At 59.2% G+C, this 25,459-nt stretch carries 29 protein-coding genes; 9 read left to right on the top strand and 20 right to left on the bottom strand.

The genetic code is table 11. The features are described from left to right. The first annotated feature begins 55 nt into the window (after window positions 1-55). On the top strand, window positions 56-1,090 hold the full coding sequence (locus ACR0DJ_RS18475; RefSeq protein ID WP_480685954.1) for an NAD(P)/FAD-dependent oxidoreductase: 1,035 nt from the start codon (window positions 56-58) through the stop codon (window positions 1,088-1,090). Here ACR0DJ_RS18475 and ACR0DJ_RS18470 read toward each other — a convergent pair. The 4 genes from ACR0DJ_RS18470 to ACR0DJ_RS18455 all read right to left on the bottom strand — a co-directional run bounded on the left by ACR0DJ_RS18470 (window position 1,082) and on the right by ACR0DJ_RS18455 (window position 4,054). Then, on the bottom strand, window positions 1,082-1,873 hold the full coding sequence (locus ACR0DJ_RS18470) for an HTD2 family dehydratase (protein WP_480685953.1): 792 nt from the start codon (window positions 1,871-1,873) through the stop codon (window positions 1,082-1,084). The two genes, ACR0DJ_RS18475 and ACR0DJ_RS18470, sit on opposite strands and share 9 nt — an antisense overlap. Window positions 1,874-1,888: 15 nt before the next feature. Beyond that, window positions 1,889-2,431, bottom strand: coding sequence for an NADPH-dependent FMN reductase (locus ACR0DJ_RS18465; RefSeq protein ID WP_480685952.1), 543 nt, complete (start codon window positions 2,429-2,431; stop codon window positions 1,889-1,891). 132 nt (window positions 2,432-2,563) lie between these two features. Next, the gene (locus ACR0DJ_RS18460) at window positions 2,564-3,235 is read right to left on the bottom strand and encodes a YiaD family glycine zipper/OmpA-like lipoprotein (RefSeq protein ID WP_170345626.1); all 672 of its coding nucleotides are present in this window, start codon (window positions 3,233-3,235) and stop codon (window positions 2,564-2,566) included. Window positions 3,236-3,361: 126 nt separating this feature from the next. Next, window positions 3,362-4,054, bottom strand: coding sequence for a helix-turn-helix transcriptional regulator (locus tag ACR0DJ_RS18455; protein ID WP_480685951.1), 693 nt, complete (start codon window positions 4,052-4,054; stop codon window positions 3,362-3,364). 106 nt (window positions 4,055-4,160) lie between these two features. Between ACR0DJ_RS18455 and ACR0DJ_RS18450 the strand changes: the two genes are divergently transcribed. Then, window positions 4,161-4,352, top strand: a complete 192-nt coding sequence (locus tag ACR0DJ_RS18450; protein ID WP_170345624.1) for a hypothetical protein — start codon at window positions 4,161-4,163, stop codon at window positions 4,350-4,352. A 2-nt stretch (window positions 4,353-4,354) separates the two neighbouring features. Here ACR0DJ_RS18450 and ACR0DJ_RS18445 read toward each other — a convergent pair whose 3' ends face one another. After that, on the bottom strand, window positions 4,355-5,002 hold the full coding sequence (locus ACR0DJ_RS18445; protein ID WP_480685950.1) for an RluA family pseudouridine synthase: 648 nt from the start codon (window positions 5,000-5,002) through the stop codon (window positions 4,355-4,357). A 99-nt stretch (window positions 5,003-5,101) separates the two neighbouring features. Between ACR0DJ_RS18445 and ACR0DJ_RS18440 the strand changes: the two genes are divergently transcribed. Both ACR0DJ_RS18440 and ACR0DJ_RS18435 read left to right on the top strand, forming a co-directional pair. Next, window positions 5,102-5,512 carry a nuclear transport factor 2 family protein gene (locus ACR0DJ_RS18440; RefSeq protein ID WP_170345622.1) on the top strand — a complete coding sequence of 137 codons (411 nt, stop codon included), beginning with the start codon at window positions 5,102-5,104 and terminating at the stop codon, window positions 5,510-5,512. Window positions 5,513-5,514: 2 nt separating this feature from the next. Further along, window positions 5,515-6,225 carry an SGNH/GDSL hydrolase family protein gene (locus ACR0DJ_RS18435; RefSeq protein ID WP_480685949.1) on the top strand — a complete coding sequence of 237 codons (711 nt, stop codon included), beginning with the start codon at window positions 5,515-5,517 and terminating at the stop codon, window positions 6,223-6,225. On the opposite strand, the gene rarD is transcribed toward ACR0DJ_RS18435, so the two are convergent. From rarD to ACR0DJ_RS18370, 13 genes are all read right to left on the bottom strand, one after another. After that, window positions 6,216-7,121 carry an EamA family transporter RarD gene (gene rarD / locus ACR0DJ_RS18430; RefSeq protein WP_170345620.1) on the bottom strand — a complete coding sequence of 302 codons (906 nt, stop codon included), beginning with the start codon at window positions 7,119-7,121 and terminating at the stop codon, window positions 6,216-6,218. The two genes, ACR0DJ_RS18435 and rarD, sit on opposite strands and share 10 nt — an antisense overlap. Before the next feature lie 263 nt (window positions 7,122-7,384). Then, complete coding sequence (locus tag ACR0DJ_RS18425) at window positions 7,385-9,838, bottom strand: GcvT family protein (RefSeq protein WP_480685948.1); 2,454 nt, start codon at window positions 9,836-9,838, stop codon at window positions 7,385-7,387. A gap of 89 nt (window positions 9,839-9,927) precedes the next feature. Continuing rightward, window positions 9,928-10,905 carry a GlxA family transcriptional regulator gene (locus tag ACR0DJ_RS18420; RefSeq protein ID WP_257599407.1) on the bottom strand — a complete coding sequence of 326 codons (978 nt, stop codon included), beginning with the start codon at window positions 10,903-10,905 and terminating at the stop codon, window positions 9,928-9,930. Window positions 10,906-10,910: 5 nt separating this feature from the next. Next, window positions 10,911-11,804 (bottom strand): homocysteine S-methyltransferase family protein, encoded by an 894-nt coding sequence (locus tag ACR0DJ_RS18415; protein ID WP_480685947.1) that lies wholly within the window; start codon window positions 11,802-11,804, stop codon window positions 10,911-10,913. A gap of 11 nt (window positions 11,805-11,815) precedes the next feature. Further along, the gene (locus ACR0DJ_RS18410; protein ID WP_170345616.1) at window positions 11,816-12,868 is read right to left on the bottom strand and encodes an alcohol dehydrogenase family protein; all 1,053 of its coding nucleotides are present in this window, start codon (window positions 12,866-12,868) and stop codon (window positions 11,816-11,818) included. Between the two features lie 45 nt (window positions 12,869-12,913). Beyond that, a complete protein-coding gene (locus ACR0DJ_RS18405; protein WP_425080086.1) occupies window positions 12,914-13,156 on the bottom strand; it encodes a cupin domain-containing protein in 243 nt (80 codons plus the stop codon). A 15-nt stretch (window positions 13,157-13,171) separates the two neighbouring features. Then, window positions 13,172-15,622 (bottom strand): GcvT family protein, encoded by a 2,451-nt coding sequence (locus tag ACR0DJ_RS18400; protein ID WP_425080087.1) that lies wholly within the window; start codon window positions 15,620-15,622, stop codon window positions 13,172-13,174. 15 nt (window positions 15,623-15,637) lie between these two features. Next, entirely contained in the window at window positions 15,638-16,018 is a 381-nt protein-coding gene (locus ACR0DJ_RS18395) for a GFA family protein (protein WP_480685946.1), read from the bottom strand. Between the two features lie 4 nt (window positions 16,019-16,022). Then, entirely contained in the window at window positions 16,023-16,646 is a 624-nt protein-coding gene (locus ACR0DJ_RS18390) for a LysE family translocator (protein ID WP_171726145.1), read from the bottom strand. Next, entirely contained in the window at window positions 16,646-17,215 is a 570-nt protein-coding gene (locus ACR0DJ_RS18385; RefSeq protein ID WP_171726144.1) for a helix-turn-helix domain-containing protein, read from the bottom strand. Before ACR0DJ_RS18385 ends, ACR0DJ_RS18390 begins: the two co-directional genes overlap by 1 nt. Before the next feature lie 334 nt (window positions 17,216-17,549). Further along, complete coding sequence (locus ACR0DJ_RS18380) at window positions 17,550-18,299, bottom strand: hypothetical protein (RefSeq protein WP_170345610.1); 750 nt, start codon at window positions 18,297-18,299, stop codon at window positions 17,550-17,552. Window positions 18,300-18,440: 141 nt separating this feature from the next. Further along, window positions 18,441-18,896: a GAF domain-containing protein gene (locus tag ACR0DJ_RS18375; RefSeq protein WP_480685945.1), complete on the bottom strand. Its 456-nt coding sequence runs from the start codon at window positions 18,894-18,896 to the stop codon at window positions 18,441-18,443. Between the two features lie 72 nt (window positions 18,897-18,968). Further along, on the bottom strand, window positions 18,969-20,141 hold the full coding sequence (locus ACR0DJ_RS18370) for a thiolase family protein (protein ID WP_425080091.1): 1,173 nt from the start codon (window positions 20,139-20,141) through the stop codon (window positions 18,969-18,971). A 102-nt stretch (window positions 20,142-20,243) separates the two neighbouring features. On the opposite strand from ACR0DJ_RS18370, the gene ACR0DJ_RS18365 reads away from it, so the two are divergent. The 3 genes from ACR0DJ_RS18365 to ggt all read left to right on the top strand — a co-directional run bounded on the left by ACR0DJ_RS18365 (window position 20,244) and on the right by ggt (window position 22,850). Beyond that, a complete protein-coding gene (locus ACR0DJ_RS18365) occupies window positions 20,244-20,582 on the top strand; it encodes an STAS domain-containing protein (RefSeq protein WP_117872067.1) in 339 nt (112 codons plus the stop codon). A gap of 21 nt (window positions 20,583-20,603) precedes the next feature. After that, window positions 20,604-21,053, top strand: a complete 450-nt coding sequence (locus ACR0DJ_RS18360) for an ATP-binding protein (protein WP_480685944.1) — start codon at window positions 20,604-20,606, stop codon at window positions 21,051-21,053. A gap of 219 nt (window positions 21,054-21,272) precedes the next feature. Further along, window positions 21,273-22,850, top strand: coding sequence for a gamma-glutamyltransferase (ggt, locus tag ACR0DJ_RS18355; RefSeq protein ID WP_480685943.1), 1,578 nt, complete (start codon window positions 21,273-21,275; stop codon window positions 22,848-22,850). A 35-nt stretch (window positions 22,851-22,885) separates the two neighbouring features. Here the strand turns inward: ggt and hspQ are convergent, their stop codons facing one another. Beyond that, window positions 22,886-23,212 carry a heat shock protein HspQ gene (gene hspQ, locus ACR0DJ_RS18350; protein ID WP_050604943.1) on the bottom strand — a complete coding sequence of 109 codons (327 nt, stop codon included), beginning with the start codon at window positions 23,210-23,212 and terminating at the stop codon, window positions 22,886-22,888. Between the two features lie 80 nt (window positions 23,213-23,292). Here hspQ and ACR0DJ_RS18345 point away from each other — a divergent pair, with 80 nt between their 5' ends. Then, complete coding sequence (locus ACR0DJ_RS18345) at window positions 23,293-24,174, top strand: AEC family transporter (RefSeq protein WP_480685942.1); 882 nt, start codon at window positions 23,293-23,295, stop codon at window positions 24,172-24,174. Between the two features lie 60 nt (window positions 24,175-24,234). Continuing rightward, window positions 24,235-24,816, top strand: coding sequence for a transglycosylase SLT domain-containing protein (locus ACR0DJ_RS18340; protein ID WP_170345604.1), 582 nt, complete (start codon window positions 24,235-24,237; stop codon window positions 24,814-24,816). A 12-nt stretch (window positions 24,817-24,828) separates the two neighbouring features. Here ACR0DJ_RS18340 and ACR0DJ_RS18335 read toward each other — a convergent pair whose 3' ends face one another. Then, a complete protein-coding gene (locus ACR0DJ_RS18335; RefSeq protein WP_170345603.1) occupies window positions 24,829-25,425 on the bottom strand; it encodes a LolA family protein in 597 nt (198 codons plus the stop codon). Between the last annotated feature and the right edge of the window lie 34 nt (window positions 25,426-25,459).

Below are 25,459 nucleotides of genomic sequence, written 5' to 3'. Positions count from 1 at the left end.
CGGGGAATCCTGTAGCTAAGCGGCGCGACACTGAACAAGGAAAAGGGAATTGGCAATGGTCGATGTGACGGTTCGCGGCGCGGGAATTTTCGGCCTTTCCATCGCCTGGATTTGTGCGCGACGCGGCGCAAACGTGCAGGTTGTCGATCCGTTCGGACCAGGCGCGGGGTCCAGCGGAGGTCTGGTCGGCGCGTTGGCCCCGCATGTGCCGGAAAACTGGAACGCCAAGAAAGCATTTCAGTTCGACAGCCTGATCATGGCTGAACCGTTCTGGCGGCAGGTCGAAGACACCGGCGGGGTTTCCCCCGGCTATGGCCGGCTGGGCCGCCTACAGCCGATCCCGGACGCGCGTGGTCTGGAATTGGCCCGCCAGCGCGCAGGCACCGCAGATGAGCTTTGGCAAGGCCGCGCGGAATGGCGTGTCATGACCACAGCCCAAGCGGGTTCATGGTGCCCGCCCAGCCCCACTGGCTTTGTCATCCGGGATACGTTGACGGCACGGATGCACCCCCGGCGGGCCTGTGCCGCGCTGGTCGCAGCCCTGGAGGTCATGGGCGTCCACATTGTCAGTGAAGCCGAGGACAAGGGGCACGTCATCCACGCCACGGGCCTTGCAGGATTGCAGGAACTGAACGACGCCTACGGCAAGACCGTCGGAAATGGTGTCAAAGGGCAGGCCGCCCTGTTGCGCTTCGACGCGGGGGAAGTGCCGCAACTGTTCGCCGACGCGATTCACATTGTCCCACATGCAGACGGAACACTTGCGGTCGGATCGACCTCGGAACGGGACTACGATGACCCGACCAGCACGGACGAAGCTCTGGACGACGTGATAGACCGCGCCACGCGCGTCCTGCCCCTGTTGCACGGGGCCGAGGTGATCGAACGCTGGGCCGGTGTGCGCCCTCGCAGCAAAAGCCGTGCGCCGATGTTGGGCGCGCATCCCCTGCATCAGGGGCAGTTCATCGCCAATGGCGGGTTCAAAATCGGGTTCGGCATGGCCCCCAAAATCGCCGAGGTCATGGCCGATCTTATGCTGGAAGATCGGGATAGGATTCCTGATGAGTTCCGGCCCGAAGCCTCATTGTGACTGTACGACAGCCTGCATGCATCGCCGCCCGTCAGGGCCGCGCACCCACATGTTTTCACCTCTCCGGCACAACTGGGCAGTTTCGAAATGCACCAAAGGTGAAGTCGCACGGAACGAAAACGAGGCGAGCGGACCGCTCAGATCCACCGCGAACAACATCAGAAGCTGCGCCAGAAGCGGCCCGTGCACGACCAGCCCGCCATATCCTTCCACATCGCGCGCATAATCCAGATCATAGTGAATACGGTGGCCATTGAAGGTCAGGGCCGAGTATCGAAACAACAAGGTTGAATCGAACCCGACTTCGCGGAAATCGGTTTCATCGGTGCGCGCTCTGGGCGGTTGGGGCGTTTCAGCATCCGGCGCAGGATCTTCGCGATAGACGAGATCCTGCCACTCTGTCACGCGCAACTGACCGTTCTGCCAGATCTCGTGCCGCAAAGTGACAAAGCCCAACGGGCCGGACCGCCCCACCTTGGCGCTTTGGCTTTCAAGAACCGATTTCTTTTCGGCGGTGATCCCTGCGATCAGAGGAGCGTGAAAGGTCAACCGCCCCCCGGCCCACATTCTGCGCGGCAACCCCATATCCGGGATCAGGCCCCCAATCTTGGGATGCCCATCCCGGCCCAATGCGGCAGCCGGTTGCGGGGTCCAGAAATAGAGCTGATGGAAGAAGGGCGGCAATTCCGAACCACTGGCGATCGTCGGCACAGCGCCCAGCGCCACCTGAAATGCGGCCGCGCGGGCCGGATCCAGAAGATCGGTCTGTCTCTCTTGCGTCATTTGCCTGACCCGCGATCAGAACCCGGCCTGGGCCCTAAGTTTCTGCATCAAATCGTGCAAGGACTTTTCATAGCGATCGGAACGCAGCCTTCCCTGATCGTCGAATTCGTTCGAACTGTTCGCCAGATGGATTTCGGGCCCTTGCAGGATGCGCGGCTGAAAGGGAACCATACAGGCCCGCAGGATCATCTGCGCCCGCTCCCCGCCCGCACGACCAGCAGCCGCCGACATTACCGCAACCGGTTTGTCGGCCCATGGATTGCCTTGCGTTCGGCTGACCCAATCCAGCGCGTTCTTCAGAACACCCGATGGGCCCTTGTTGTACTCAGGTGTCGAGATGATCACCGCATCGGCCTGTGCGATCTGATTGGCCAACGTCTGAACCGCTTCGGGAATCCCTTCTCCGTCTTCCAGATCACCATCGTAGAGGGGCAGGTTCAAATCCGCTTCGACAAAGCTCGCCGGCTCGAACAACCGAGCCGCCTCGCGCAGAAGCTTACGGTTGGTCGCGTTCTGGCGCAGGGACCCGGACAGGCCAAGAAGGGTCGGTTGGGACATCGGGAAAGCTCCGTTTCTGTGTTTGTCGCAAGTTAGACCGAGTTCACCCTGATCCAAACCCCATTTGACGCACAGTCATTGCGCGAAGGGGGCCGCCCAAAGGGTGGCCCCGCTGTTCACAATACGCAGGGGTTACGCGTTTCCGCTGGGCACCACGACAATCTCGACACGCCGGTTTTGCGATTTTCCTTCGGGCGTCAGGTTGGACGCGACAGGGTTGTTTTCACCTTGCCCGATCGTGCGAATGCGGTTGTAGCTGACACCATTGGCCTGAAGGATATCGGCCACTGCGTTCGCGCGGCGTTCTGACAGGCCCTGATTGTAGGTTGCGTCTCCGTCGCTGTCAGTGTGCCCGATGATCTGCACGTTCGAATTCGGGTAGTTGACGAGGTTCTGGCCCACTTTCACCAGATCAGACCGCAGCGCCGGGCGTACGGTCGAACTGTCGGTGTCAAAGGTGATGTCATTCGGGACCGTCACAATCAGGCGATCCCCTGCGTTGACGATCGTGATTCCGTCATTTGCCAGCTGTTGACGCAGCTCCGCAGCCTGCTTGTCCAGTTGATTGCCGATCACTCCGCCCCCGGCAGCACCGATTGCGGCACCGGCCAGCGCACCCAGACCGGGGTTCGAGTTATTGGCAATCGCCCCGATACCAGCGCCAACCAGACCACCCAATACGGCGCCTTGTTTGGCGTTCTGGTTCGGGTCGTTTTGTACTGTCAGCGTGCCCGGATCGGTACAGGCCGCCAACACAAGGGCTGAACACAAGCCCGTGGCCACGAAAAACTTGGAAATCGTCATGATATCACCTTCTGCTCCAGCACCCGTTATTCGGGCATGCTTCGTTTTCCTCAGTATATCACTGTGCAGGCTTGGCGGCTCAAGCAACAATGCGGTGAGATCGGCGAATACCCGCCAAACGCGTATTCAAACCGTTTCAACGAACGCTTCTGCATTCTGCTGTTCCTGCCAGAGGTCGCGCAACGACCTGCTCTGTCCTGAAAAGCTTTCCTCCGTGCATTCGCTGGACCAGATACGGTCGGTGCGGAAATGGCGAAACCCGTTGCGCAGTTCGCACCAGCCTGCCAGCATCGTGCATTCGATGTGATAGATCAGCGCCACAGGGCGCACGACCCGGACCGTGCGTTCGCCTTCACCATCTTCATAGGTGATACGGATTTTCCGTTCTGCCCGAATGGCTTCGCGGTAATGTGCAATCGAAACACAACCCTTTTCCGGATCGTCCGCCGGGGCACCCCATGGGGCAACCTGCAACCAGTCAGCAGGGCAGTGCAGCGCGTCGATCTTCTGACATATTCGACTGGCAGCCCGTTGAAGATGGCTGTCGCCGGTACGCGCCAACATGGACAGTCCAACCCACAAGGCCTCAACCTCTTCTGCATCGAAATTGAGCGGCGGCAGATCATAGCCGCGCCGCATCACGTACCCGATACCGGCCTCACCTTCGATGGGCGTCCGTTGCGCCTGCAACTCGGCAATGTCCCGATAGACCGTGCGCACGGACACCTCCAACTTTGCGGCCAGTGCCTCTGCCGTGACCGGAGCGCCCGCAGCCCGCAGGATCTGGATGATTTCAAACAATCGGGTCGAACGGCGCATTGCATCCTCCTGTCACCATGCTGACACCCTAGCACACCCCACTGACAAGAGGGTGTCAGGAGAGATGGGTCAAATTGGAATGGCATCACGAAAAGGAGCACGAAAAATGCCATATCTCGACACCCATGTCATGATGACACTCAGGCTGGGGCAATGGTCTCAGGACCACACCCTGCGCGCCTTCGAGATCGAGCGCGAAATCGCCATGGCCCGGCAGTGCAAGCAGCCCGTTTCAAAGAAACGATCAAGACGTTTTTCGTTGGGAAATCTGAAGATGCTCTGGACCAGCACGGCCTGAGATCAGAACTCGGGCCGGGCCCGGAACTTCATCGAAACCCCGCCTTCCGGGTGTTTCAGACGCAGTTCCTCTGAATGCAGCATCAATCTGGGGAAGCCCAGCGCATCACCTGTTGCATAGAATGGATCGCCCAGGATCGGGTGGCCCAAAGCCTGCATATGAACGCGAAGCTGATGAGACCGGCCCGTTTTGGGAAACAGACGCACACGCGTCGTATCGTCTTCGGTCTTCACGACACGCCAGTCCGTCACGGCAGGTTTGCCCGTCGCATGACAAACCATCTGTCTGGGCCGGTTGGGCCAGTCCACGATCAGAGGCAGATCAACGGTACCGGTCTTGGGTTCCAACTGCCCCCAGACACGGGCGATATAAGTTTTGCGGGTCTGACGCTGCTCGAATTGCATGCTCAGGTTGCGCTGCGCGTGCGGCGTTTGGGCAAAGACCATGACACCGGACGTGTCCCGGTCCAACCGGTGCACCAGCAGGGCCTGTGGAAATGCATCCTGCACCCGGGTCAAAAGACAATCGGACAGATGCGCCCCCCGCCCCGGAACGGAAAGCAGGCCCGGAGGCTTGTTCACCACGATCAGCTGTGCGTCTTCATGCAACACATCCAGCGGGGTTTGAGGGGGATCATAGGTTTCGCTCATGCAGGGGTGCCTATCCCAGCTCGTGACCTCCCGCAACGTCGTCCTTGCATGCCCGCCCATGTTCGGTGACCTTCTCCCCAAAAAAGCGGAGGAGATGCCATGCACCCGACAATAGAACGCATGCAAGAGGTTGTCGCGAAGGGCGATGAGGCCTTGATCCACGAACTTTTGGCCGAAGATGTGCAGTTCCTGCCACCAACCTACTACAGCACCTGGACAGGGCGCGCTCCGGTCGCGGCCGTTCTGGGGCATGTCGGGCAGGTGTTTTCAGATTTTCGGTATCGGCGCATCATGGGCGGCGGGAAAGACTGGGCATTGGAATTTCAATGCAAAGTCGGTGATCTGGATGGTATCGGTGTCGATCTGATTACGTTGAATGACGACGGGTTGATTCAGGTTTTCGAGGTCGTCATGCGCCCCTACAAAACGGTAGGTGCCTTGCGCGATGCCATGATGGCGCGGGTTATGACCGACGCCCGTTTTCTGGAATTCAAAAACGCGCTGAGCTGACAATGCCACGTTCATTGGCTGCCGATCAGATTTTGCGGGTGCCTTTGCTTCCGGTGCTTGCCGCGCAGGGCCTATCGGTGCGACGGAACGCTCAGCTGCTGCCGGAACCGACTGGCCCGCGCGAGGGCCGCACAGGGCGCGGGCCGCGCCTGCGGCTTCTGATCACCGGTGACAGCTCGGCAGCCGGAGTGGGCGCGGGCACGCAGGATCAGGCGTTATCCGGACATCTGGTCAACCGTCTGGCAAGGCACTACGCGGTCGAATGGCAGTTGGAAGCGACAACCGGGCACACCACCCAGGATACGATTGACCGCCTGTCGCAGATAAATGGCGAATTCGATGCTGTCGTTACGGCACTCGGGGTCAATGATGTCACCCGGGCTGTAACACGCCAGCAACTTGCGCACCGCCAGACCCGTCTCATCCGCTTGCTTTCCGAAGACCTGGGCGCTCGGCGCATCGTCGTCACCGCTGTCCCGCAGATGAACAGGTTTCCGGCCCTGCCCCAGCCACTGGCCTGGGTACTAGGATGCCAAGCCGCGCGCCTGGACCAGGGGCTGCAAGAGGTTGTCGCTGCTTTTCCGCATGTTCAACACCTGCCCCTCGATCTGCCGGACGACCCGGCATTGGCTGCACCGGATGGCTATCATCCCAGCCCCCGGGCGTATGCGCTTTGGGCGGATGCAGCCGCGCGTCTGTTGCTTCAGGCCTGACCGCGCGCCTGCCGGATCATAGGGATCGAGTAAACGACCAGAGCCGCCCAGATCAGTGGGAACGCAATCATCCGGCCGGTGTCTATCTTCTCACCGAACAGGGTTATTGCTGTAATGAAAATCATGGTCGGCGCGATGTATTGCAGAATGCCCATCGTGGACAGACGCACCAGTTTGGCGCCATTTGCGTAAACCAGCAACGGCACCGCCGTCACAACCCCTGCACAGGACAGCAACAAGGTGTCCGACATCGCCACGCCGAAATGTCCTGTGCCCTGCACACCCAAAAAGGTGACATAGACCAGTGCCGGAATCAAAAGGATCAGGACCTCGAGCAGGAAACCCTGGTTCGGCCCAATCGGCAACGAGCGCTTGAAGAACGCGTAGAACCCCCAGCTGACCATCAAGCCAAGAGCGGCCCAAGGCAAACGACCGGCTTCCACCACAAGTACCACCACACCGATCGCAGCCAATCCAACCGCGAATAATTGTGTCCGTGTCAGGGGTTCCCTCAACAGGATTGCCCCCAGCGCAATACTGAACAGAGGGTTGATGTAATATCCCAGCGCTGCATCCAATGCGTTGCCCGTGGAAATGGCCCATACGTAAATCGCCCAGTTCACGGAAATAAGCGCAGCGGTCAAAGCGGCCATGCCCAACATCTTCGGGTTGCCAAGCGCGGCCTTCAGATCCCGGGTTCGGCCCAGGACAACCAGCAACAACCCGGCCACGGGCACTGACCAGATAACACGGTGCGCCACAACCTCGACCGCGCCCATATGGTCCAGCGCTTTCATGTACAGAGGCAAAAACCCCCACAGGACATAGGCCGTGACTGCCAGCGCAAGCCCCTTTGGTGTGTCCGTGTTCTGTGAAGGTAGAAGCGTGTCTGCCACATCGGGTCTCCGGTTGATACCGGTTCGGTTTAAGGCAGAAATGAACGGGTTGAAAACTCTGAAAACAGTGAAGTGTCACATAACGATGTTTGATGAGTTGTCAGACCACGCTTTTCAGCTGAGGTCTGAAATGCGAGGCTCTGCCTCGCGCTCCGGGATATTTGTGGCCAGATGAACAAGGGGCACCAATCTTCATCTGGCCGAAAATACCCCGGGGGAGTCGCCGAAGGCGGCGGGGGCAGAGCCCCCACCGAACCCCGTGGTCACACCTTGACCCGTTCGGATTTCGGGTCATACATCGGCTTGAGCGACGCCTCGGCCCGGACTTTCGTGCCACAGACGTCGATCTCGTAAGTCGAGGCCAGAACGTCCGCAGCCTTCTCCCCTTCGCAGGGCACGTAACCCAAACCGATGGCGCCACCCAGCGTGTGGCCATAGTTGCCCGAGCTGAGATAGCCCACATACTCGCCATCGCGGATGATCGGTTCATTGTGGAACAGCAGCGGCTCGGGATCGGTCAGGCGGAATTGAACCAGGCGCGATTTCGGCCCACTTTCCTTGCGCGCGATCACCGCCTCGCGGCCGATGAAGTCGCAGCCCTTGTCCACCTTGACGGCAAAGCCCAGCCCCGCATCCACCACGTGATCCTCGCAGGTGATGTCATGGCCGAAATGGCGGAAACCTTTTTCGATCCGGCAACTGTCCATCATGTGCATGCCACAGAGTTTCAGCCCCATGCCCTGCCCCGCATCGTGCAGCGTTTCAAAGACGTGGCCCGCCATGTCGGAGGAGACATAGATCTCCCATCCAAGCTCGCCCACATAGGTGACACGGTGGGCGCGGGCGAGGCCCATGCCGATCTCGATTTCCTGCGCGGTGCCGAAGGAGTTTGCCGCGTTGGTGAAATCGTTTGGCGAAACCTTTTCCAGCAAGGCCCGCGCATTCGGACCCATCACCGCCAGAACGCCTTCACCCGCCGTGACATCGGTGATGACCACGTTGAAATCGCCCGAATGACGCATCATCCAGGTCTGATCCGCCAGCCGCGTCGCTGCCGGGGTGACCACCAAATAGGACGTCTCGGTAAGACGTGTCACGGTGACATCCGCCTCGATTCCGCCGGAACGGTTCAGAAACTGCGTGTAGACGATCTTGCCGTTGGGCACCGCGTAGTCGCCGCCACCGATAAAGTTCATGAACTTCTGGGCATCGGGGCCTTCGACGCGGATCTTGCCGAACGAGGACATGTCATACATGCCCACGTTTTCGCGCACCGCGCGGTGTTCGGCGGCCGAGTTGTCGAACCAGTTCTGGCGCTTCCAGCTATAGTTGTATTCGCGCTCTTGCCCTTCATTGGCGAACCAGTTGGCGCGCTCCCACCCGGCCAGTTCGCCCATCACGGCCCCGTGTTCTTTCAGGTGGTGGTGGAACGGCGTCCGGCGCACGCCGCGCGCCGTGGCTTTCTGGCGATAGGGGTAGTGGTCGGCATAGAGCAGGCCCAGCGTCTCCTTGGACCGTTCGAACAGGTATTTCCTGTTGCCTTGGAAGGGTTGCATCCGGCTGATGTCCACATCGCCCAGGTCAAAGGGTTTTTCACCCGAATCCATCCATTCGGCCAGCGCCATGCCCGCACCGCCTGCCGATTGAATGCCAATCGAGTTGAACCCGGCGGCAACCCAGACATTGTCCATCTCAGGCGCCAGACCCAGATGATAGGCATCGTCAGGCGTAAAGCTCTCGGGGCCGTTGAAGAAGGTGTGGATACCGGCCTCGGCCAGCATCGGCATCCGTTCGCAGGCGGCTTCGAGGATCGGTTCAAAATGGTCGAAATCCTCGGGCAGCTGGTCGAATTCGAACGTGTCCGGGATGCCATTCATCGCCCAGGGCTTGGCGTTGGGTTCAAATGCACCCAGCAGGATTTTTCCGGCATCCTCCTTGTAATAGGCGCATTCATCCGGCACCCGCAGCACCGGCAGCTGGGTCAGGCCGTCGATGTTTTCGGTCACGATATAGAAGTGTTCGCAGGCATGCAGCGGGACGTTCACGCCGGCCATTCGGCCAACTTCGTGGCCCCACATGCCCGCGCAGTTCACCACCATGTCGCATTCGATATGACCCGAGGCGCTGCCGTCATCGGCCACCCAATCGACACCGGTCACGCGGCGGCCCTGTTTGACGATGTCGGTGACCTTTACCCTCTCTTTCACCACGCCTCCGCGCTGGCGGGCGCCCTTGGCCAGGGCCAGCGCAATATTGGCGGGATCACCCTGCCCATCCAACGGCAGATAGACCGCACCTTTGACACCCTCGAGATTGATGTGCGGATACAGCTCCTGCACGCGCTCATTCGAGATTTCTTCGACCTCGACACCAAACGCCCGCGCCATCGCAGCCTGACGATAGATTTCCTCTTTGCGTTCCTCGGTCAGCGCCACGGTGATCGAGCCGCAGCGCTTGAAGCCGGTGGCGACGCCGGTTTCCTCTTCCAGCGAGCCATACAGCTCCTGACTGTACTTCGCCAGCTTGGTCATGTTTGCGGTGGCGCGCAGCTGCGCAATCAGACCCGCCGCATGCCAGGTGGTGCCACTGGTCAGTTGCTTTCGTTCAAGCAACACGACGTCCTTCCAACCCTTCTTGGTCAAATGATACGCGACCGAGCATCCGATGACGCCACCGCCGATGATGACCGCTCGGGCCTTGCTGGGAAGATCAACCATCCTGAAATCTCCGCTGTGTCAGGTTTGGCATAGGTTGCCATGGAAGATCGACAATAAATGCACCAAAAGCGTCACATAATCCGCAGTTTTCACCGATGTGAAGCCGCGCGCTTTTGCCGACGTACGACAAAAGGCGTTACCCCGAAGAAGCTTTTGTACACAGACGAAAAACCGTTCGGGAAACCACAGGCCATTCCAATTTCGCGAACGCTCATCGTGGTGTTCAGCAACAGGTTATTTGCCTTGGCCAGTCGCATTTCCCGGTAGAATCCGTTGGGAGTGGTTCCAAAAAAGGTTTTGAACTTACGCTCGAGGGACCGATTCGACAGGTGCAGCGACTCGACGATCTGATTGATCGGCAGGGGGTCTTCGATATTGGCCTGCATGAGCTTTATACACTGATCCAGCTTCGAATCGCCTGTCGCGGTCAACTTGGCGCCCGAGAATGGCTGCATCGAGGCAAAATCGCGGATGTTCTCATGCAGCATGATGTCGGCCACGGTCATCTTCGCCGGTCCCGAGACATGACGCCCGATCACTGCCAAGGCGATATCCGTTGTGGCCTCCATCCCGGCACATGTCACCACTGCGCCCTGTTCGGTTGCGATCGACAGCTTGGCTTCGAACCGGGCGCCGCGTTCCCGCAGGAACGATGCGTTTTCCCAATGGGTTGCCAGGTCGGCTGTTCCCTGCTCGTCGATATAGCGGCTGGCGGCTTCGGCCAGCAGGAACACCTTGGCGCCCCGGAAGGTATAATCCGACACCACCCGCCCCAACGACAAATCCGGATGATCCGGATCTGAATTGCCGATTACGAACAGGTAGTCCGCCTTGGGCTGAGGCGGCACCGCTTCTGTTTGAACCACGGCGTCACTGCTGCTGGCGATCGGGCCACCTTTGAGCGAGCGATAGGTGAAGGTGAACGGAGGGCTTGGGCATACACGGTTGGCCAGCCTCAACACCTCGACCAAAGACGCCAGTTCCAGCAGCACGAAACCCGGCGCGACAAGGATGTCGAAATGCCGTATGGCCTGTTTTGGAGCGTCCGAAGTAGGTTTTGCCGCCATTTTCTTCAAACGATGTTATGACCGGCGGCCCGCACCCGGTGCGCCAGTTCTTCGATATGATCCGGCCCGATTTCGCAGCACCCGCCAACAATCGTTGCCCCCTGATCGATCCACCGCATCACCTGATCCGCATAAGCCCCTGGGCCAAGGTCATGCCGTTCTTGCAGGGCATCCACGGTCGGCGCATCCTGAAGGAAGCCATCCGAAATATGCGTAAAACCATTGGCGTAGGCCCCGTATGGCCGATTCATGCCGGACAGAACCTCCAGCGCCGCCGGGATCGCTTCGGGGCGCGAACAGTTGATCAACACGGCATCGGGCGAAAACTCTTCCACCAGCGGAGCAATGTCCGCCAACGCTTCGCCGGACCTGAGAAGGCTGCCATCGTCATCATTGACCGACAGGGACAGCCAAACCGGTTTTCCGCATCCGGCCGTGCCACGCAATGCGCCCTCGGCTTCCTGTATCGAAGATACGGTCTCGATCAGAAACAGATCGACCCGCGCGGCCATCATGGCCACAAGTTCGGCGAACTTTTCAGCCGCGTCCGCCGGATCCGGGTTCAGATCGGGTCGATAAGATGCCAGCAACGGCCCCAATGCACCCGCGATCCGGCCCTCGGTTTCTGCGCGGGCACGTTCCGCCTGTGTCAGGGCAGTGTCGATCAGGGTGGGCATCTGATCCTCCATCCCCACCCGCACCAGACGAGAGCGATGCACGGCATAAGTATTGGTTGTCGCGACCGTCGCACCCCGGCGGAAATAGTCGCGGTGTACTTCCGCGACCAAATCGGGGTGATCGATCATCACGCGCGTCGACCACAGCGGTGTCGCCCGGTCGCCACTGCGTTTTACCAGTTCCTGCCCGATAGAGCCGTCCAAAAGGGTGATATCTGCCATGTCGTTACTCCTCAGGGCACCAATACCAGTTTTCCCGGAAGGGTCTTCGATTGAAAGTCAGCCTGTGCAACGCCAATATCCTTCAACGGATAGGTCCGGGAAACCAGCGGCTTGATCCGTCCGGTATTCACCAGTTCCACAAGACGGGCAAAGACTTCGGGTGCCTGGTGCGTGCACCCATGTATGGTGATGTCGCGCAGATATATGTCCCGCAGATCAGCTTCGACAATCGGGCCCGCTATCGCCCCCGAAACGGCGTAATGCCCGCCGGGTTTCAGGGAAAGGATCAGCGATGGCCAAGCCGGGCCACCCACAACGTCTATCACCACATCGAACATATCCTGCGGCAGCGGGTCGTTCCGGTCAAACGTGTTCTCTGCCCCCTGAGATTTCACGATCTCGGCTTTCGCGCCAGCCGTTACAGCCCAAACCGACGCCCCGCGCAGCGCAGCGAGTTGCACCGCCGCCAGCCCGACGCCACCCGAAGCGCCGGTAATCAGCACCTTGTGCCCGGCAGTCACGCCTGCGCGGGTCAGCAGGTTTTCCGCCGTGCCAAAGGCGCAAGGAATGGCTGCGATTTCCACATCCGAAAGGGGCGAGGCGCTGACGTCATAGAGATCATCGGCTTCAACCAGGCAGTACCGCGCAAAAGCCCCGTCAATCTCGGAACCCAGCGCAATGAAGCCCTGCGGGTTTCCCGGACGCGGGCGCGGCAGGTTTATCGGACAGGTCACGCGCTGCCCCGGTTTGAAGGCAACACCCGGCCCAACCTGTTCCACGATGCCGCACAGATCGCCGCCCTGAATGCGGGGAAAGTGCAATGCACCGCCCCAACCACCCGCTTCGACCTCTTGGTCAACCGCATCCGTCGCGCCGGTGACGTCCGAGGAATACCAACCGACACGCGTGTTGATATCCGTGTTGTTCACGCCTGCGGCGGCGACCCGAACAAGAACTTGTCCTGCCCCGGGTTCAGGAACCGGAATATCATCACGCCATTCCAGAACCTCGGGTCCACCGTGACCGGTCAGGTAGACGCCCGACATGGTATTGGGAATCGTCATCTCAGACCTCACCATCAGAATGTTACGGACCGTGGCTCGTGATCCTCAGCCCACATCAACGCGATCCACCATCAACAAAGAAACCAACCCCGCCTTCGGAAAACAGAAAACCTCGGCATGGCTGTTGTGGCGATGAAGGCCAAGCGTACAGCTGGCCTTCACGTTGTCTTCCATCAAGGTGTAGGCCCCGCGCGTGCCCCGACCGGAAACCTTCACGAAGGTATGGTCGTTTTCCCAGTCAAAGTTGGGACCCTCACCGGGTTCCAGCCTGGAATATTGCGGACGCATGGGGGCCTCCTTAGGTCAGGCGCGCAGCCGCTCATTTGCGGGATCCCACAGCGGCTGATCCTGCTGCACCACGGCGCGGCACTTCTGGCCGTAGATTTCCACCTCGAGCTCGGTACCGGGGTTTGCATGTTCTGACTTGATCATGCCCAGCGCGATGGATTTGCCGACACGGTACCCCCATGCGCCCGAAGTGGTCTCGCCCACGATCTGATCGCCCTGCCAGATGCACGACATGTAAGGCGCATCGCAATCACCTGCATCGACAGTCAGGGTGACGAACGACTTCTTCACGCCCTGCTGCTTTTCGTTCAGGATGGCGGCCTTTCCGGGGAAGTCCTGCGGCTTGTCCAGTTTGACAAACCGCTCCAAGCCCGCTTCCAGCAGCGAGTAGTCGGTGCTGAGGTCGCCCTTCCACGCGCGGTATCCCTTTTCGATGCGCAGTGAGTTCAGCGCATACATGCCGAACGGCTTGGCCCCGGCGGCAAGGATCGCGTCATAGATCGGCGGCATGTGCTCGTTCAGCGCATGCACCTCCCAGCCCAGTTCACCGGCGAAGGACACGCGGATCAGGTGGGCGGGTTGCCCGGCCACGGTGGCCGCCTGATGGGTCAGCCAGCCGGCCGAGAGGTCTGCATCGGTCAGGCCCGACAGGATCTCGCGCGATTTCGGCCCGGTCACGATCAGCGTGTCGCGAGTGGTGGTCACGTCCTCGACGGTGACGCCTGCGGGCATCGCGTTCCTCAGGATGTCGCGGTCGTGCCATTGCGCGGTGGCGGCGGTGATCATCACGAAATCATCCTCGCCCAGGCGCATGCAGGACATCTCGGTCAGGATGCGGCCACGGTCGTCGGCGATGTAGACCAGGTTGATCCGCCCCACCTTGGGCAGGCCACCGGTGACCAGCCCGCGCAGCGCCTCGGCCGCGCCTTCGCCCTTGACGATGAATCGCGAGAAACCCGGCAGGTCGAGCACGCCGCAATGGTCGCGCACGGCCTCGCATTCTTCCTTGATCCGCTGCTCCCACGGGCCGGATCGACCCCAGGTGTGGGTGCCTTCCTCGGAGGTATCGTCGCCCGGCTGCGCGAACCAGTTGGCGCGCTCCCAGCCGTTGTAGACGCCCATGACGCCGCCCAGTTCCTTGACCTTGGCATGCACCGGCGACAGTTTCTTGTCGCGCGCGGCGGGCCATTCATGATGCGGGAAGTGCATGGCGTATTCGTTGCCGTAGACCTCCATGCCCTTTTGATTGCAGTAATCCTGATCGGTGTAGTCGGTATAGCGGCGGGGATCGACGGCCCACATGTCCCATTCGGTGGCGCCATCCACGATCCATTCGGCCAGCACCTTGCCCGCGCCGCCGCCCTGGGCGATACCGAAGGTGAAGGTATGTGCCTCGAAGGCGTTCTTGACGCCCGGCATCGGGCCGATCAGCGGCAGGCCGTCGGGCGCATAGGGGATCGGCCCGTTGATCACGCGGCCCACGCCCGAGGTCGCCATCAGCGGCACCCGCTCCATCGCGTCGGTGACGATGTCCTCGATGCGGTCCAGATCATCGTTCCAAAGCTGGAAGCTGAAATCCTCGGGCATCGGGTCATCCTCGGTCATCCAATGGCCCTTGCAGTTGGGCTCGTAGGGGCCGAGATTGAAGCCGTTCTTTTCCTGCCGCAGGTAGTACGAGACGTCTACATCGCGCAGCAGCGGCAGCTTCCTGCCGCCGTTCTTCTTGGACCATTCTTCAACTTCCGGCACTTCGTCGGTCAGCAGATACTGGTGGCTCATGACCATCGCCGGCACGGTGCGGCCGCCATAGGGTTTGAACCACTCGCCGACGCGTTGCGCATAGTATCCGGCAGCGTTGACGACATAGTCGCAGTCGATGTCACCCTTCTCGGTGTGGACGGTCCAGGTGCCGTCGTCATGCTGGGTGACGCCGGTGGCGGGGCAGAACCGGATGATCTTCTGGCCCATGTCGCGCGCGCCCTTGGCCAGCGCCTGGGTCAGCTGCGCGGGGTCGATATCGCCATCGGTCGGGTCATACAGAACACCCTCAAGATCATGAGTTTCCAGGAACGGGTAGCGTTCCTTGGCCTGCTCCGGCGTCCACATTTCCATCGGGATTCCCTGATAGCGGCCCATCGACATGGCCCGCTGGAACTCCTGCATCCGCTCTTTGCTGTGCGCCAGACGGATCGAGCCGGACACGTGGTAGTTCATCGGATAGTCGACCTCTTCACCCAGACGCGAATACAGCTCGGTCGAATACCGCTGCATGTTCATGATCGCCCACGAGGTCGAGAAGGTCGGCACGTTGCCCGCCGCGTGCCAGGTCGAACCTGCGGTCAGTTCATTCTTTTCCAGCAGAACGCAGTCGGTCCAGCCTTTCTTGGCCAGATGATACAGCGAGGAAGCCCCCACCACACCGCCACCGATAATGACCACGCGGGCTTTTGTCGGAAAATCACTCATGTGTCTTGGTCCCTGTTACTGTGCCCGTCGGGGCAGATCGTCCGTGATGTCGTAATAGTCGCCCTTGTCAGCCACAAAGATGTGCTTCGAGAGCTTTTGGCCCGTGGGGGCATCGAATGCGCCCATGGAAATCGAAATCGTGTCCTCTTGGTTATGTTGCCAGAAGAGAAACGAGCCACATTTGCTGCAAAACCCGCGCCGTGCGATGTCTGACGCCCGGAACCATTCCAGCGTGTCGCGGGCCGAGAAACTCAGGTTGTCCTGATGGGTCGTGGTCGAGGCCCAGACATGGCCGGATTGCTTTCGGCACTGCCCGCAATGGCAGACCGAAGGCGGAGAAAGGTCTCCGTCGATGGTGAAAGCAACTGAACCGCAAAGGCAGGACCCGCTGTACATAAGACTACCCCCTTGCCGCAGGCGCGGTGCTGGTTCCCAACAACACGCCGTAGATTATGAAACAGGCCGCCATCACCCGGCGCACCCAGATATTGAACACCGCGCCCAGCGCCGCCTTGCCCATCAAGGCGCCCAACACGGTGAAACCGGTATAGCTGAGCGTGGTGATGATCAGCGCGGTTGGCATGATCACGACCATCTGCTGCCAGATCGGAACCTCGGGCTGAACGAATTGCGAGAACGCCGCGAGATATCCGGCGACACTTTTGGGGTTGATCGTGGCCACTGCCAGCGCGTGCAAATAAACGTGCCGGGCCGGGCGCTCTGAAACCGGTGCGGGCTTTGTTGCGTTCATCCACCCCCGCACGCCCAGCCAGATCAGAAAGCCCGCTCCGACCAGCTTGGCCATGAAGAAACCGGTCGGAGAAGCGGCAATCAGGGCTGTGACGCCCAGCGCGGACAGGATCAAAAACATGCTGGCCTGTGTCAGGATGGCCAATACACCCATCATCGCCTTTGGAAATGGCAGGCTCATCCCGTTCGAGATGCAGTTGACCGCGTTCGGCCCCGGAGTGGTGACGAATACCACCCAGAACAGCGCGAATATGGTCCAGGCCTCGAAGCTCATCAGTACACCGGCGGAGCAATGACCCAGATGGCCACGGCAGGCTCATCATAGGGGTTGGCCCATTGATAAGGTTCATGTTTGATCCGAAAGCTGTCACCAGGCCCCACCAGGAATTCACGCGCCCCGATCGTCAGGTTCAATCGACCCGAGATCATATAGCCCACTTCCTGCGTCGGGCGATTGGCTGGGGTCTGCATCCGTGAATGTGGCTCGAAAGTGGAATGCACCATTTCGAAATCATCGGTCAGATCCGGCGACAGCAACTCTTCGATCAGCCCTTCTTCGCCCGACCCCATCGGGCGACGCGACCCGGCGCGCACAACGTAGCCCTGTTCGTCTGCGGGGGCAGCGGAATGCGCAAACAGCATCGACATTGGCACGCCGAGGCATTCGGCAATCTGGCGCAGGTCCGAGATTGAAGGCTCGGACAAATCGCGCTCAACCTGGCTCAACCAACCGACAGAGCGATCCAGCCGAGTTGCAATCTCGGTCAGGGTCAACCCTCGGGCCTTGCGCAAGGCCCTCAGGTCAGCACCAAGGGTCGCGCTTTGGGGGGCTTGGCTGTTCACAGGCCGCTCCGAATCTCGTGAAATTCTTCCTTCGTTTTTCACGATGAAGCAAGACGGTGAAATTTCCAAGCGTTTTTTCACGCCCGATTTCAATGGGGCGTTGGTCATCACTTCGTACCGACGACAGAATTGAGGACCAGCAGGCACGGAGGCCCTTGAAACACCAGAAAAACCGCAGGGACGCAGCAGCCGGATTTCAGTGTTTGCCGTACAAGGGCTTCATTTCAAAAAGACAGCACATATCGTTCCCCCGTCGCGCTGCGGCGACATGGGAAATCCTAAGCAACAGAGACAGGTCTTGAATGAGCGTGAACCGTGCAAAGCCCGCCCGGGATTAGAATTGAAGACCGGCAAAAACCTTTACTTCATCCAACACATGTTGAGGCCAACGACGAGTGAAACTGTCAGCAATCGTTTCACGCTTTTCCGGCTCAAGCCCGGCGAGCAAGCTGGGAAAGCGGCGGCGGTTTCTGGGCAGCGTCCACATTTCGATGTCATTTTCAAAACAGTAGCGGGCAAAACGCACATCGACAAACTTCTCGCTGCCCTCCATGTAATCCAGTGCTGGGAACAGCGACCCGGACACCATGACGGTTCCGGTTCCCAGCTGGTGCACCCTGGTCGAGTAGGTCAGCCGTTGGTTCATACGCAACAACGTGCGCTGCCGTATGGACTTGGGCGTCGGGTTTGTAAATGTCGTGGCGTGATAACCGAAGACGCGCTTTTCCAGCCCGACGCCCCGCGCCCGGCGTATGGTCTGACGGGCATAGTTGTCCGCATATTCGATATCATCGTCGACCAGAAAAACGGTGTCTTCCGGATCAGGTTGAAAAATGAACTTGCCGACATCCTTGTAATCCCGGTCGGGAATCACGGCGGTGACGTTGTCGAACTCGCCCAGAAAATCGGGAACTTTCTGGTATTCGTTCAGGCAGATGAAAACTCTGTCGACCTGATGCGCGATGCTTGCCACCGAATGGGGCAATACGCCGATGCGATCCGGGAATGTCGCCATATGGGCGCGTCTGATCCCTTTTGGAGGCGCTTCATCCGCGACCGTCGGATTGATGTCAGACTCTTGCATCCCTGAGAAACACCCCAAAACGAAACTTCGCTATGGATTTTGATAGGAGATCGTTTCCAAGCCTGCAAGACGAAGTCAGACGGGCCGTTCAATCCCTCGGGAATCCCTCGGGTTGATGCACATCCGCAACGACCGCAGCGGTCAGTGCCTCGCAAACACGGCAGTCAGAATGCCTTCCAGGTTTTGCACATCCTGCTGCGTGAAAGCATCCGGCTGGTCGCTGTCAATGTCAAAAACGGCGATGACTTTTCCCGACGAATCCCGCACTGGCAGAACCAGTTCGGACCGGGTTGAGCTGGCGCAGGCGATGTGACCCGGAAATGCGTCGACATCCGGCACCAGTTGCGTTTCGCCCGTTCTTGCGGCAGCACCGCAGACGCCCCGTTCGAACGGGATGACCAAACACCCATGCCCACCCTGATAGGGGCCGATCTTCAAAACGCCCGGTTCGGTGACACGATAAAACCCGGTCCAGTCAAAACGATCGTCGGAATGGTGAACCTCGCAGGCGACAGTTGCCATGAGAGCAACATGATCCGTTTCACCATCGGTCAAGGCCGCGATGGTCTTGGAAAGCGTTTCATAATCGGCAGTCATTGATTGCAACCCCTTCGGATGGTCGGGGGCACGGCCCCCGAACCCCCGGAGTATTTGGAAAAAGATGAAGCGTCAAACGCGTTCAATGGCAATGGCCGTGCCTTCACCCCCGCCAATGCAGATTGCCGCGACACCCCGTTTGAGGTTTCGTTTTTCCAGCGCATTCAACAACGTAACGATGATGCGGGCACCAGAGGCACCGATAGGATGACCCAGGGCACAGGCGCCGCCATTCACATTCACCCTGTCTCGCGGCAAGCCCATTTCGTGCATGAAAGCCATCGGCACAACCGCGAAGGCCTCGTTCACTTCCCACAGGTCAACGTCATCCTTGCTCCAACCAATGCGCGACAACAGCTTCTGCGCCGCCGGGACCGGAGCCGTCGTGAAAAGGCCGGGGGCCTGAGCATGGCTCGAATGACCCAAAATCCGGGCCCGAACCGTCATGCCCTGCGCTTCGGCGGCTTCTGCCGACGCAAGAACCAGCGCAGCCGCGCCATCCGAAATCGAAGACGAATTGGCCGCCGTCACCGTACCGTCCTTGCGAAACGCAGGTTTCAGCGTCGGGATCTTCTCGGGGTGGGCGGATTTTGGCTGCTCATCTGTCTCCAGCAGAATTTCACCCTTGCGCGTCCGGACCGTAACCGGCGCGATTTCCTGATCGAATGCACCACTTTCCTGCGCAGACAGCGCGTTGGACAAAGATTGCAGCGCGTATTCATCCTGTGCTTCACGGGTGAACTGGTACGCCTCGGCACAATCTTCGGCGAAGGTCCCCATCAGACGGCCCTTGTCATAGGCATCTTCAAGGCCGTCGAGGAACATATGATCAACCACCTGGCCGTGGCCAATGCGGGCACCGCCGCGCATCTTGGGCAGCAGATACGGCGCGTTGGTCATGCTTTCCATGCCGCCCGCAACCATCGTATCTGCGTGACCCAAGGCAATTTGGTCAAAGGACATCATTGCGGCCTTCATCCCCGAACCACACATTTTGTTCAGCGTGGTGGCGGGAACCTCTTCGCCCAATCCTGCCGCGAAACCGGCCTGCCGCGCAGGTGCCTGACCCTGCCCGGCCGGCAAAACGCAACCCATCAGCACTTCGTCGACTGTCTGTACCCCTGCCTGTTGCAAAGCCGCGCGGATCGCTTCGCCCCCGAGGTCAGCCGCAGCAACACCGTCAAACATGCCCTGAAACCCGCCCATCGGTGTACGGGCAGCCCCTGCTATAACAACGTCTCTCATCCGGGTTTTCCTCCTGCTTTCCGGCCCTTGAATACCGAATGGTAAGAATTGCCGTCTAGCGTATTTCTACGACTCAATTTCAGTTTGGAAAGCGGCAGGATCATGGGGCTGACCAGCAAGACAACCGGCGAAACTCAGATCATCACCGTTCATGCCGACCGGATCGATGCTGCAATGGCCATTCAGTTCAAGGAAGACATGCGCGCCAATACCGAGGACAGCGCTCATCGCGTTGTTCTGGATCTGTCCGATGTCGAGTTCATTGACTCCAGCGGTCTGGGTGCAATCGTTGCCTCAATGAAACAGCTGGGAAAGGACCGGAGGCTTGATCTGGCCGGGTTACAGCCAGTGGTCGAAAAAGTCTTTCGCCTGACACGCATGGATACGGTTTTCAGGCTTTTTGAAACACTGGATGACGCGTTGTCAGAGACGGACGCCTGAAGGCAGCAGGGGATAGATGGCGTGGAGCCGATTGAAAACAAGACCTGTCTGGAATTGACCTTCCCTGCGACGGAATCAGAGGCCAGTGTGGGCATTGCAAAGCTCAGCGTCGGTCTGGCGGAACGGGGGTTGCCCCCCCATAAAGCCGATGATGTGAAGATTGCATTGGCTGAAGCCATCAACAACGTCGTGGAACACGCTTACAATGGCATCGCCGCGGCCAAGGTTCAGGTCACCTGCCGGCTGGACAGGGATCTTCTGGACATCTTGATCTCGGATACGGGGCGCCCGCTGCCTGGATACCGGCTTCCGGATGGCACCCCTGCTCCAATTGGAACGGATCTACAGGACCTCCCCGAAGGCGGGTTCGGCTGGTTCCTGATTCATCGCCTCACCAGTGATATCCGGTACGAGCGGCGCGGTGGATGCAATCGTCTGTCCCTGCGGTTTGACTTTGAATCCAACGGGTGATCGACCGCAATTGGTCACAATAAGGTCATTTTCGAAACATTGTCGCGCCGCAAACAACCGCCATACAGTGACTCGTAGCTCAGATAGCTTCCCTCGGCGCCACATATCACAGCCCCCACCCAGTGAATGGCGCCGAGGAACTTCCCCCCCCCCCGAAACTGCTGGACAATCGCTGATCAGTGAATAGCTTTCTCTTGTTCCACAGAGAGAGAATTCGCCATGCGTGATCTGCATAGCCCGGGCCGATCCGAAGTTTTTGCCACGCAAAGCATGTGCGCAACGTCGCATCCGCTGGCGGCCAAAGTGGCCATCGATATCTTGGGCCAGGGCGGCAACGCGATGGATGCCGCGATCGCCGGGGCTGTTCTTCTGGGGATTTGCGAACCTCAGATGACCGGATTGGGCGGCGATTGCTTCGTTCTGTTCAATCGTGCCGGCGAAAGCAGGATACGCGCGCTCAACGGATCGGGTCGCGCACCGGCTGCCGCGCAATCCCAGATGTTGCGCGATCAGGGCCTGTCATCCGTACCTTTGGATGGGCCGGATGCTGTGACCATTCCCGGAGCCGTCGATGCCTTCTGCCACCTGGCCCAGACCGAGGGTCGCCTGGGGTTGGGCGCGATTTTGAACCCGGCGATTCATTATGCTGAAGCGGGTGTTCCGGTGGCTCCCCGTGTCGCTTTCGATTGGAAATCGGGGGCCGCAACACTTCAGGGCGCCGCCCGCGACCACTATCTGATTGACGGGCAAGCCCCGTCGATCGGGCAGGTTTTCCGTGCGCCGGGACAGGCGGAGGTATTGCGCCAGATCGCGGCCCACGGGCGCGACGCGTTCTATTCAGGTGAAATCGCCGATGATATGATTACCGCACTTTCGGAAAGGGGTGGTGTCCATTCCGCTGAGGATTTTCATCACACAAGATATACCGAAACGCAGCCGATACATGGGGCCTACAAAGGCGTGGATTTGGTGGAACATCCACCGAACGGCCAGGGCGCAACCGCGATTTTGCTGCTGAATATCCTCAAGCACTTTGACATGGCCTCGATGGATCCATTCGGAGCGGAGCGTATTCATATCGAAGCCGAGGCCACCAAACTGGCCTATGACGCTCGAAACCGGTTCATCGCGGATCCCGACCACATGGCAAGAATGGAGCGCTTTCTGGATCCGGATATCGCTGCCAGATTGGCTGCTTTGATCGATCCCCAAAAGGCGATGCCTGCTGCGGCGCCTCTGACCGAAGCGGTTCACAAGGACACGGTTTACATCACCGTGGTCGACCGCGACCAAATGGCTGTTTCGCTGATCTATTCGATCTTTCACAGCTTTGGATCCGGTATAGCGTCGGAAAAATACGGCATATTGCTGCAAAACCGCGGGGCAGGATTCACATTGCAGCCCGGCCACCCCAACGAACTGGGCGGCGGCAAACGCCCGATGCACACGATCATTCCGGGAATGTTGGCGCAGGACGGTCGGGTCACGATGCCGTTTGGAGTGATGGGCGGTGCCTATCAGCCAACCGGACACGCGCGTTTCGTGTCAAATCTTACCGATTTCGGGCTTGGGTTGCAGCAAAGCATCGATGCGCCGCGTGCCTTCTTTGACGGATCGGTTCTGAAACTGGAGCGTGGGTACAGCGAGGCGATTGCGAAACAATTGTCCGATATCGGCCACAAAATTGAAGTACCGGAAACACCACTTGGCGGAGCGCAAGCGATCCGAATCCGAAACGACGGCATTTTGGAAGGCGGCAGCGACCCACGCAAGGATGGCTGTTCGCTTGGATACTGATCTGCGGCAGACCTATGCCCGCCGGTTCGGTTCCGCTAGTTCAGATGGAAATGCAGGGGGTATGCACCATCTTCGAACGGTCCGAACATGTTGGGTATATCCGGGTGCTCGACCGGTTCTCCTGAATAGTCGGCAACCAGATTTTGTTCTGAAACATAAGCAACATAGAAGGATTGATCGTTCTCGGCCAGCAGGTGATAGAACGGTTGCTCTTTCCTTGGGCGGCTGTCTTCCGGAATGGCCTGATACCATTCTTCGGTATTCGAAAACTCGGGATCCACGTCAAAAATCACCCCTCGAAAAGGGTGTTTCTTGTGACGAACCACCTGGCCTAAGCCGTATTTTGCACGTGTCTTTAGCATTGTATCAGCCCCCACCGCTTTTTTTACCCGTTTCCGGGCGGAAAAGCCAATCATTGATGTGAAAATCAGGGAAACAGTCTGTGAACCTTATACTGACAGTGTTCGAAATCGTGGCGCCGGTTTTTCTATTGGCGGCTGTTGGTTTTAGCTGGGTCAAGCTGGGTTTCGAATACCGCCTGCAATTCGTCACCCGCTTTGCAACGATGCTGGCGATGCCCAGCCTGATTTTTGTTGCCCTGATGCAAACCGAGATCCCGGGCAATGATCTGTCACGCTTCACAATGGCGACACTGGTCGCAAATCTGCTGCTGGCAGTGTTGTTCTGGCTGATCGTTCGAGGGTTGAGACTGGACCCGCGAACGTATCTGTCACCTTTGATTTTCGGCAATACCGGCAATCTGGGCCTGCCGCTGTGTATCTTTGCCTTTGGACAGGTCGGCCTGGGGTATGCAGTCATCTTTCTGTCAGTTACTGCACTGTTTTCTTTCACTTACGGGATTTATCTGGTCGCCGGTAAAGGTGCGTGGGGACAGGTTGCGCGCCAACCAATGGCCTGGGCGACGATCCTTGGCGCAGTGTTTCTGTCGCAGGGGTGGCAGACGCCGACATTTCTGACCAGCACGCTGGAGCTTTTGGGGCAAATGGCCGTCCCGCTGATGCTGGTCACATTGGGTGTGGCAATCGCCCGCCTGACTTCGCACAGCCTGGGGCGGGCGCTGTGGCTGTCGGCGCTGAAACTGGCGGTGTGCTTTGCGCTGGGATGGGGAATCGGACGATGGTTTGATCTGGATACGATCGCATTTGGCGTTCTGGTTCTTCAGATTTGTACGCCGGTTGCCGTAACCTCTTACCTGTTGGCCGAACGGTTCGGGGCCGATTCCGACGCCGTCGCCGGCATGGTCATGGTGTCCACCGTACTTTCCGTGGCGGCGTTACCGGCTGTTCTGGCCATCATTTTATAGCGATTGTGATTTCCTCAGCGCTCAATCTGCGCTAGAATAAGCAAAAAAGGCACGAGGCACATGAGCAGAATTCTTTTCGTACTCCTTGGGGTGCTGCTTCTGGCATCCTGTGGGGGCGGTTCCAAACAGCCGCCCAGCAGATTGAACGACGCGTGCAGCATTGCGCGTGAAAAACCCGACTTTATCAAGGCCTTCAAGAATACCGAGCGCAAATGGGGCGTTCCGGTTCACGTTCAGATGGCGACCATCTATCAGGAAAGCCGGTACAAGCATGACGCGCGCACGCCACACAGATATGTTCTGGGCGTGATCCCGATGGGCCGTCAAAGCAGCGCTTACGGCTATGGTCAGGCACTGGACGGGACGTGGGAACAATATCAGCGCGAAACAGGAAAACGTCGGGCCAAACGGGATCGCATCCGCGACGCCTCGGATTTCATCGGCTGGTACATGAACAAAAGCTACGAGCGCAACGGCATCCATCCCAGCGACACGCGCAATCAATACCTGGCCTATCACGAAGGCCATACAGGGTACGCGCGCGGCAGCTACAACAACAAATCCTGGCTGTTAAACGTTGCAAATGACGTGGACGCGCGCGCGCGACTATATCAGGCTCAGTTGGCGAACTGCCGGTACTGAAGCGTCAGCGGGTCAGCGATTTCCTGACCCGCTTCTCTTCTTGTCCGAGAACAGCTTCTGATCAAGGCGACCGCCTTCATTCAGGGCACCCAGCAATACCGTTGTCTGGCTGCCCGCATTGTCGTGAATCACCCATTTGCGCAGCTCGACCGGATTGTCCGTGAACATCAGTTCGATCCGGCCCGCTTCGGGGTTCTTGGGATCCTGCGCGGTGACGACGGTGGCCGTCCCGTCAAAGCTGTGACCTACGACCATATTCGCCTGGCTCAGGTTCACGTTGCGCGCCAGCACGATGGACAGGGGCGTGCGCTTAAGCGGGTATTGCTCGGGCGGCTGGTTCGATTTCGGATCAAAGATCTGAACACTTCCGGATCTCGCCAGAACCACGGCACTGTTGGGCGGGTCATATTCAAACCGCATCTTGCCGGGGCGCTGCATCCACAGCTTGCCGGTGCTCAGCGAGCCATCGTCATTCACCTGCGTGAATGTCGTCTGAACCGTCTTCAATCCGTTCAGGTAGTTGGAAATCTGTGAAAGCGGCAGTTTCTCCGCCGCCCATGCGGCGGGTGCGGCCAGTGTCAAAGCAAGGGCAAAAGCAATCTGTTTCATGCCGTACAGATAGGTCTTCTGCCCTTGTTATTAA

It is taken from the genome of Ruegeria sp. BF10 (genome assembly GCF_056538725.1).
The sequence above is the reverse complement of the archived record's forward strand: the minus strand, read 5'-3'. Positions and strand labels throughout refer to the sequence as shown.

Bases quoted from the DNA above. Each gene is read 5' to 3' on its own strand.
- ACR0DJ_RS18460 (WP_170345626.1), bottom strand. From the start codon at position 3,235: ATGACGATTTCCAAGTTTTTCGTGGCCACGGGCTTGTGTTCAGCCCTT.
- ggt (WP_480685943.1), top strand. From the start codon at position 21,273: ATGCGTGATCTGCATAGCCCGGGCCGATCCGAAGTTTTTGCCACGCAA.
- ACR0DJ_RS18455 (WP_480685951.1), bottom strand. From the start codon at position 4,054: ATGCGCCGTTCGACCCGATTGTTTGAAATCATCCAGATCCTGCGGGCT.
- ACR0DJ_RS18335 (WP_170345603.1), bottom strand. From the start codon at position 25,425: ATGAAACAGATTGCTTTTGCCCTTGCTTTGACACTGGCCGCACCCGCC.
- ACR0DJ_RS18375 (WP_480685945.1), bottom strand. From the start codon at position 18,896: ATGACTGCCGATTATGAAACGCTTTCCAAGACCATCGCGGCCTTGACC.
- ACR0DJ_RS18420 (WP_257599407.1), bottom strand. From the start codon at position 10,905: ATGGCGGCAAAACCTACTTCGGACGCTCCAAAACAGGCCATACGGCAT.
- ACR0DJ_RS18440 (WP_170345622.1), top strand. From the start codon at position 5,102: ATGCACCCGACAATAGAACGCATGCAAGAGGTTGTCGCGAAGGGCGAT.
- ACR0DJ_RS18405 (WP_425080086.1), bottom strand. From the start codon at position 13,156: ATGCGTCCGCAATATTCCAGGCTGGAACCCGGTGAGGGTCCCAACTTT.
- ACR0DJ_RS18465 (WP_480685952.1), bottom strand. From the start codon at position 2,431: ATGTCCCAACCGACCCTTCTTGGCCTGTCCGGGTCCCTGCGCCAGAAC.
- ACR0DJ_RS18470 (WP_480685953.1), bottom strand. From the start codon at position 1,873: ATGACGCAAGAGAGACAGACCGATCTTCTGGATCCGGCCCGCGCGGCC.
- ACR0DJ_RS18475 (WP_480685954.1), top strand. From the start codon at position 56: ATGGTCGATGTGACGGTTCGCGGCGCGGGAATTTTCGGCCTTTCCATC.
- ACR0DJ_RS18390 (WP_171726145.1), bottom strand. From the start codon at position 16,646: ATGAGCTTCGAGGCCTGGACCATATTCGCGCTGTTCTGGGTGGTATTC.
- ACR0DJ_RS18365 (WP_117872067.1), top strand. From the start codon at position 20,244: ATGGGGCTGACCAGCAAGACAACCGGCGAAACTCAGATCATCACCGTT.
- ACR0DJ_RS18395 (WP_480685946.1), bottom strand. From the start codon at position 16,018: ATGTACAGCGGGTCCTGCCTTTGCGGTTCAGTTGCTTTCACCATCGAC.
- hspQ (WP_050604943.1), bottom strand. From the start codon at position 23,212: ATGCTAAAGACACGTGCAAAATACGGCTTAGGCCAGGTGGTTCGTCAC.
- ACR0DJ_RS18435 (WP_480685949.1), top strand. From the start codon at position 5,515: ATGCCACGTTCATTGGCTGCCGATCAGATTTTGCGGGTGCCTTTGCTT.
- ACR0DJ_RS18340 (WP_170345604.1), top strand. From the start codon at position 24,235: ATGAGCAGAATTCTTTTCGTACTCCTTGGGGTGCTGCTTCTGGCATCC.
- ACR0DJ_RS18370 (WP_425080091.1), bottom strand. From the start codon at position 20,141: ATGAGAGACGTTGTTATAGCAGGGGCTGCCCGTACACCGATGGGCGGG.
- ACR0DJ_RS18380 (WP_170345610.1), bottom strand. From the start codon at position 18,299: ATGCAAGAGTCTGACATCAATCCGACGGTCGCGGATGAAGCGCCTCCA.
- ACR0DJ_RS18445 (WP_480685950.1), bottom strand. From the start codon at position 5,002: ATGAGCGAAACCTATGATCCCCCTCAAACCCCGCTGGATGTGTTGCAT.
- ACR0DJ_RS18410 (WP_170345616.1), bottom strand. From the start codon at position 12,868: ATGACGATTCCCAATACCATGTCGGGCGTCTACCTGACCGGTCACGGT.
- ACR0DJ_RS18400 (WP_425080087.1), bottom strand. From the start codon at position 15,622: ATGAGTGATTTTCCGACAAAAGCCCGCGTGGTCATTATCGGTGGCGGT.
- ACR0DJ_RS18450 (WP_170345624.1), top strand. From the start codon at position 4,161: ATGCCATATCTCGACACCCATGTCATGATGACACTCAGGCTGGGGCAA.
- ACR0DJ_RS18415 (WP_480685947.1), bottom strand. From the start codon at position 11,804: ATGGCAGATATCACCCTTTTGGACGGCTCTATCGGGCAGGAACTGGTA.
- ACR0DJ_RS18425 (WP_480685948.1), bottom strand. From the start codon at position 9,838: ATGGTTGATCTTCCCAGCAAGGCCCGAGCGGTCATCATCGGCGGTGGC.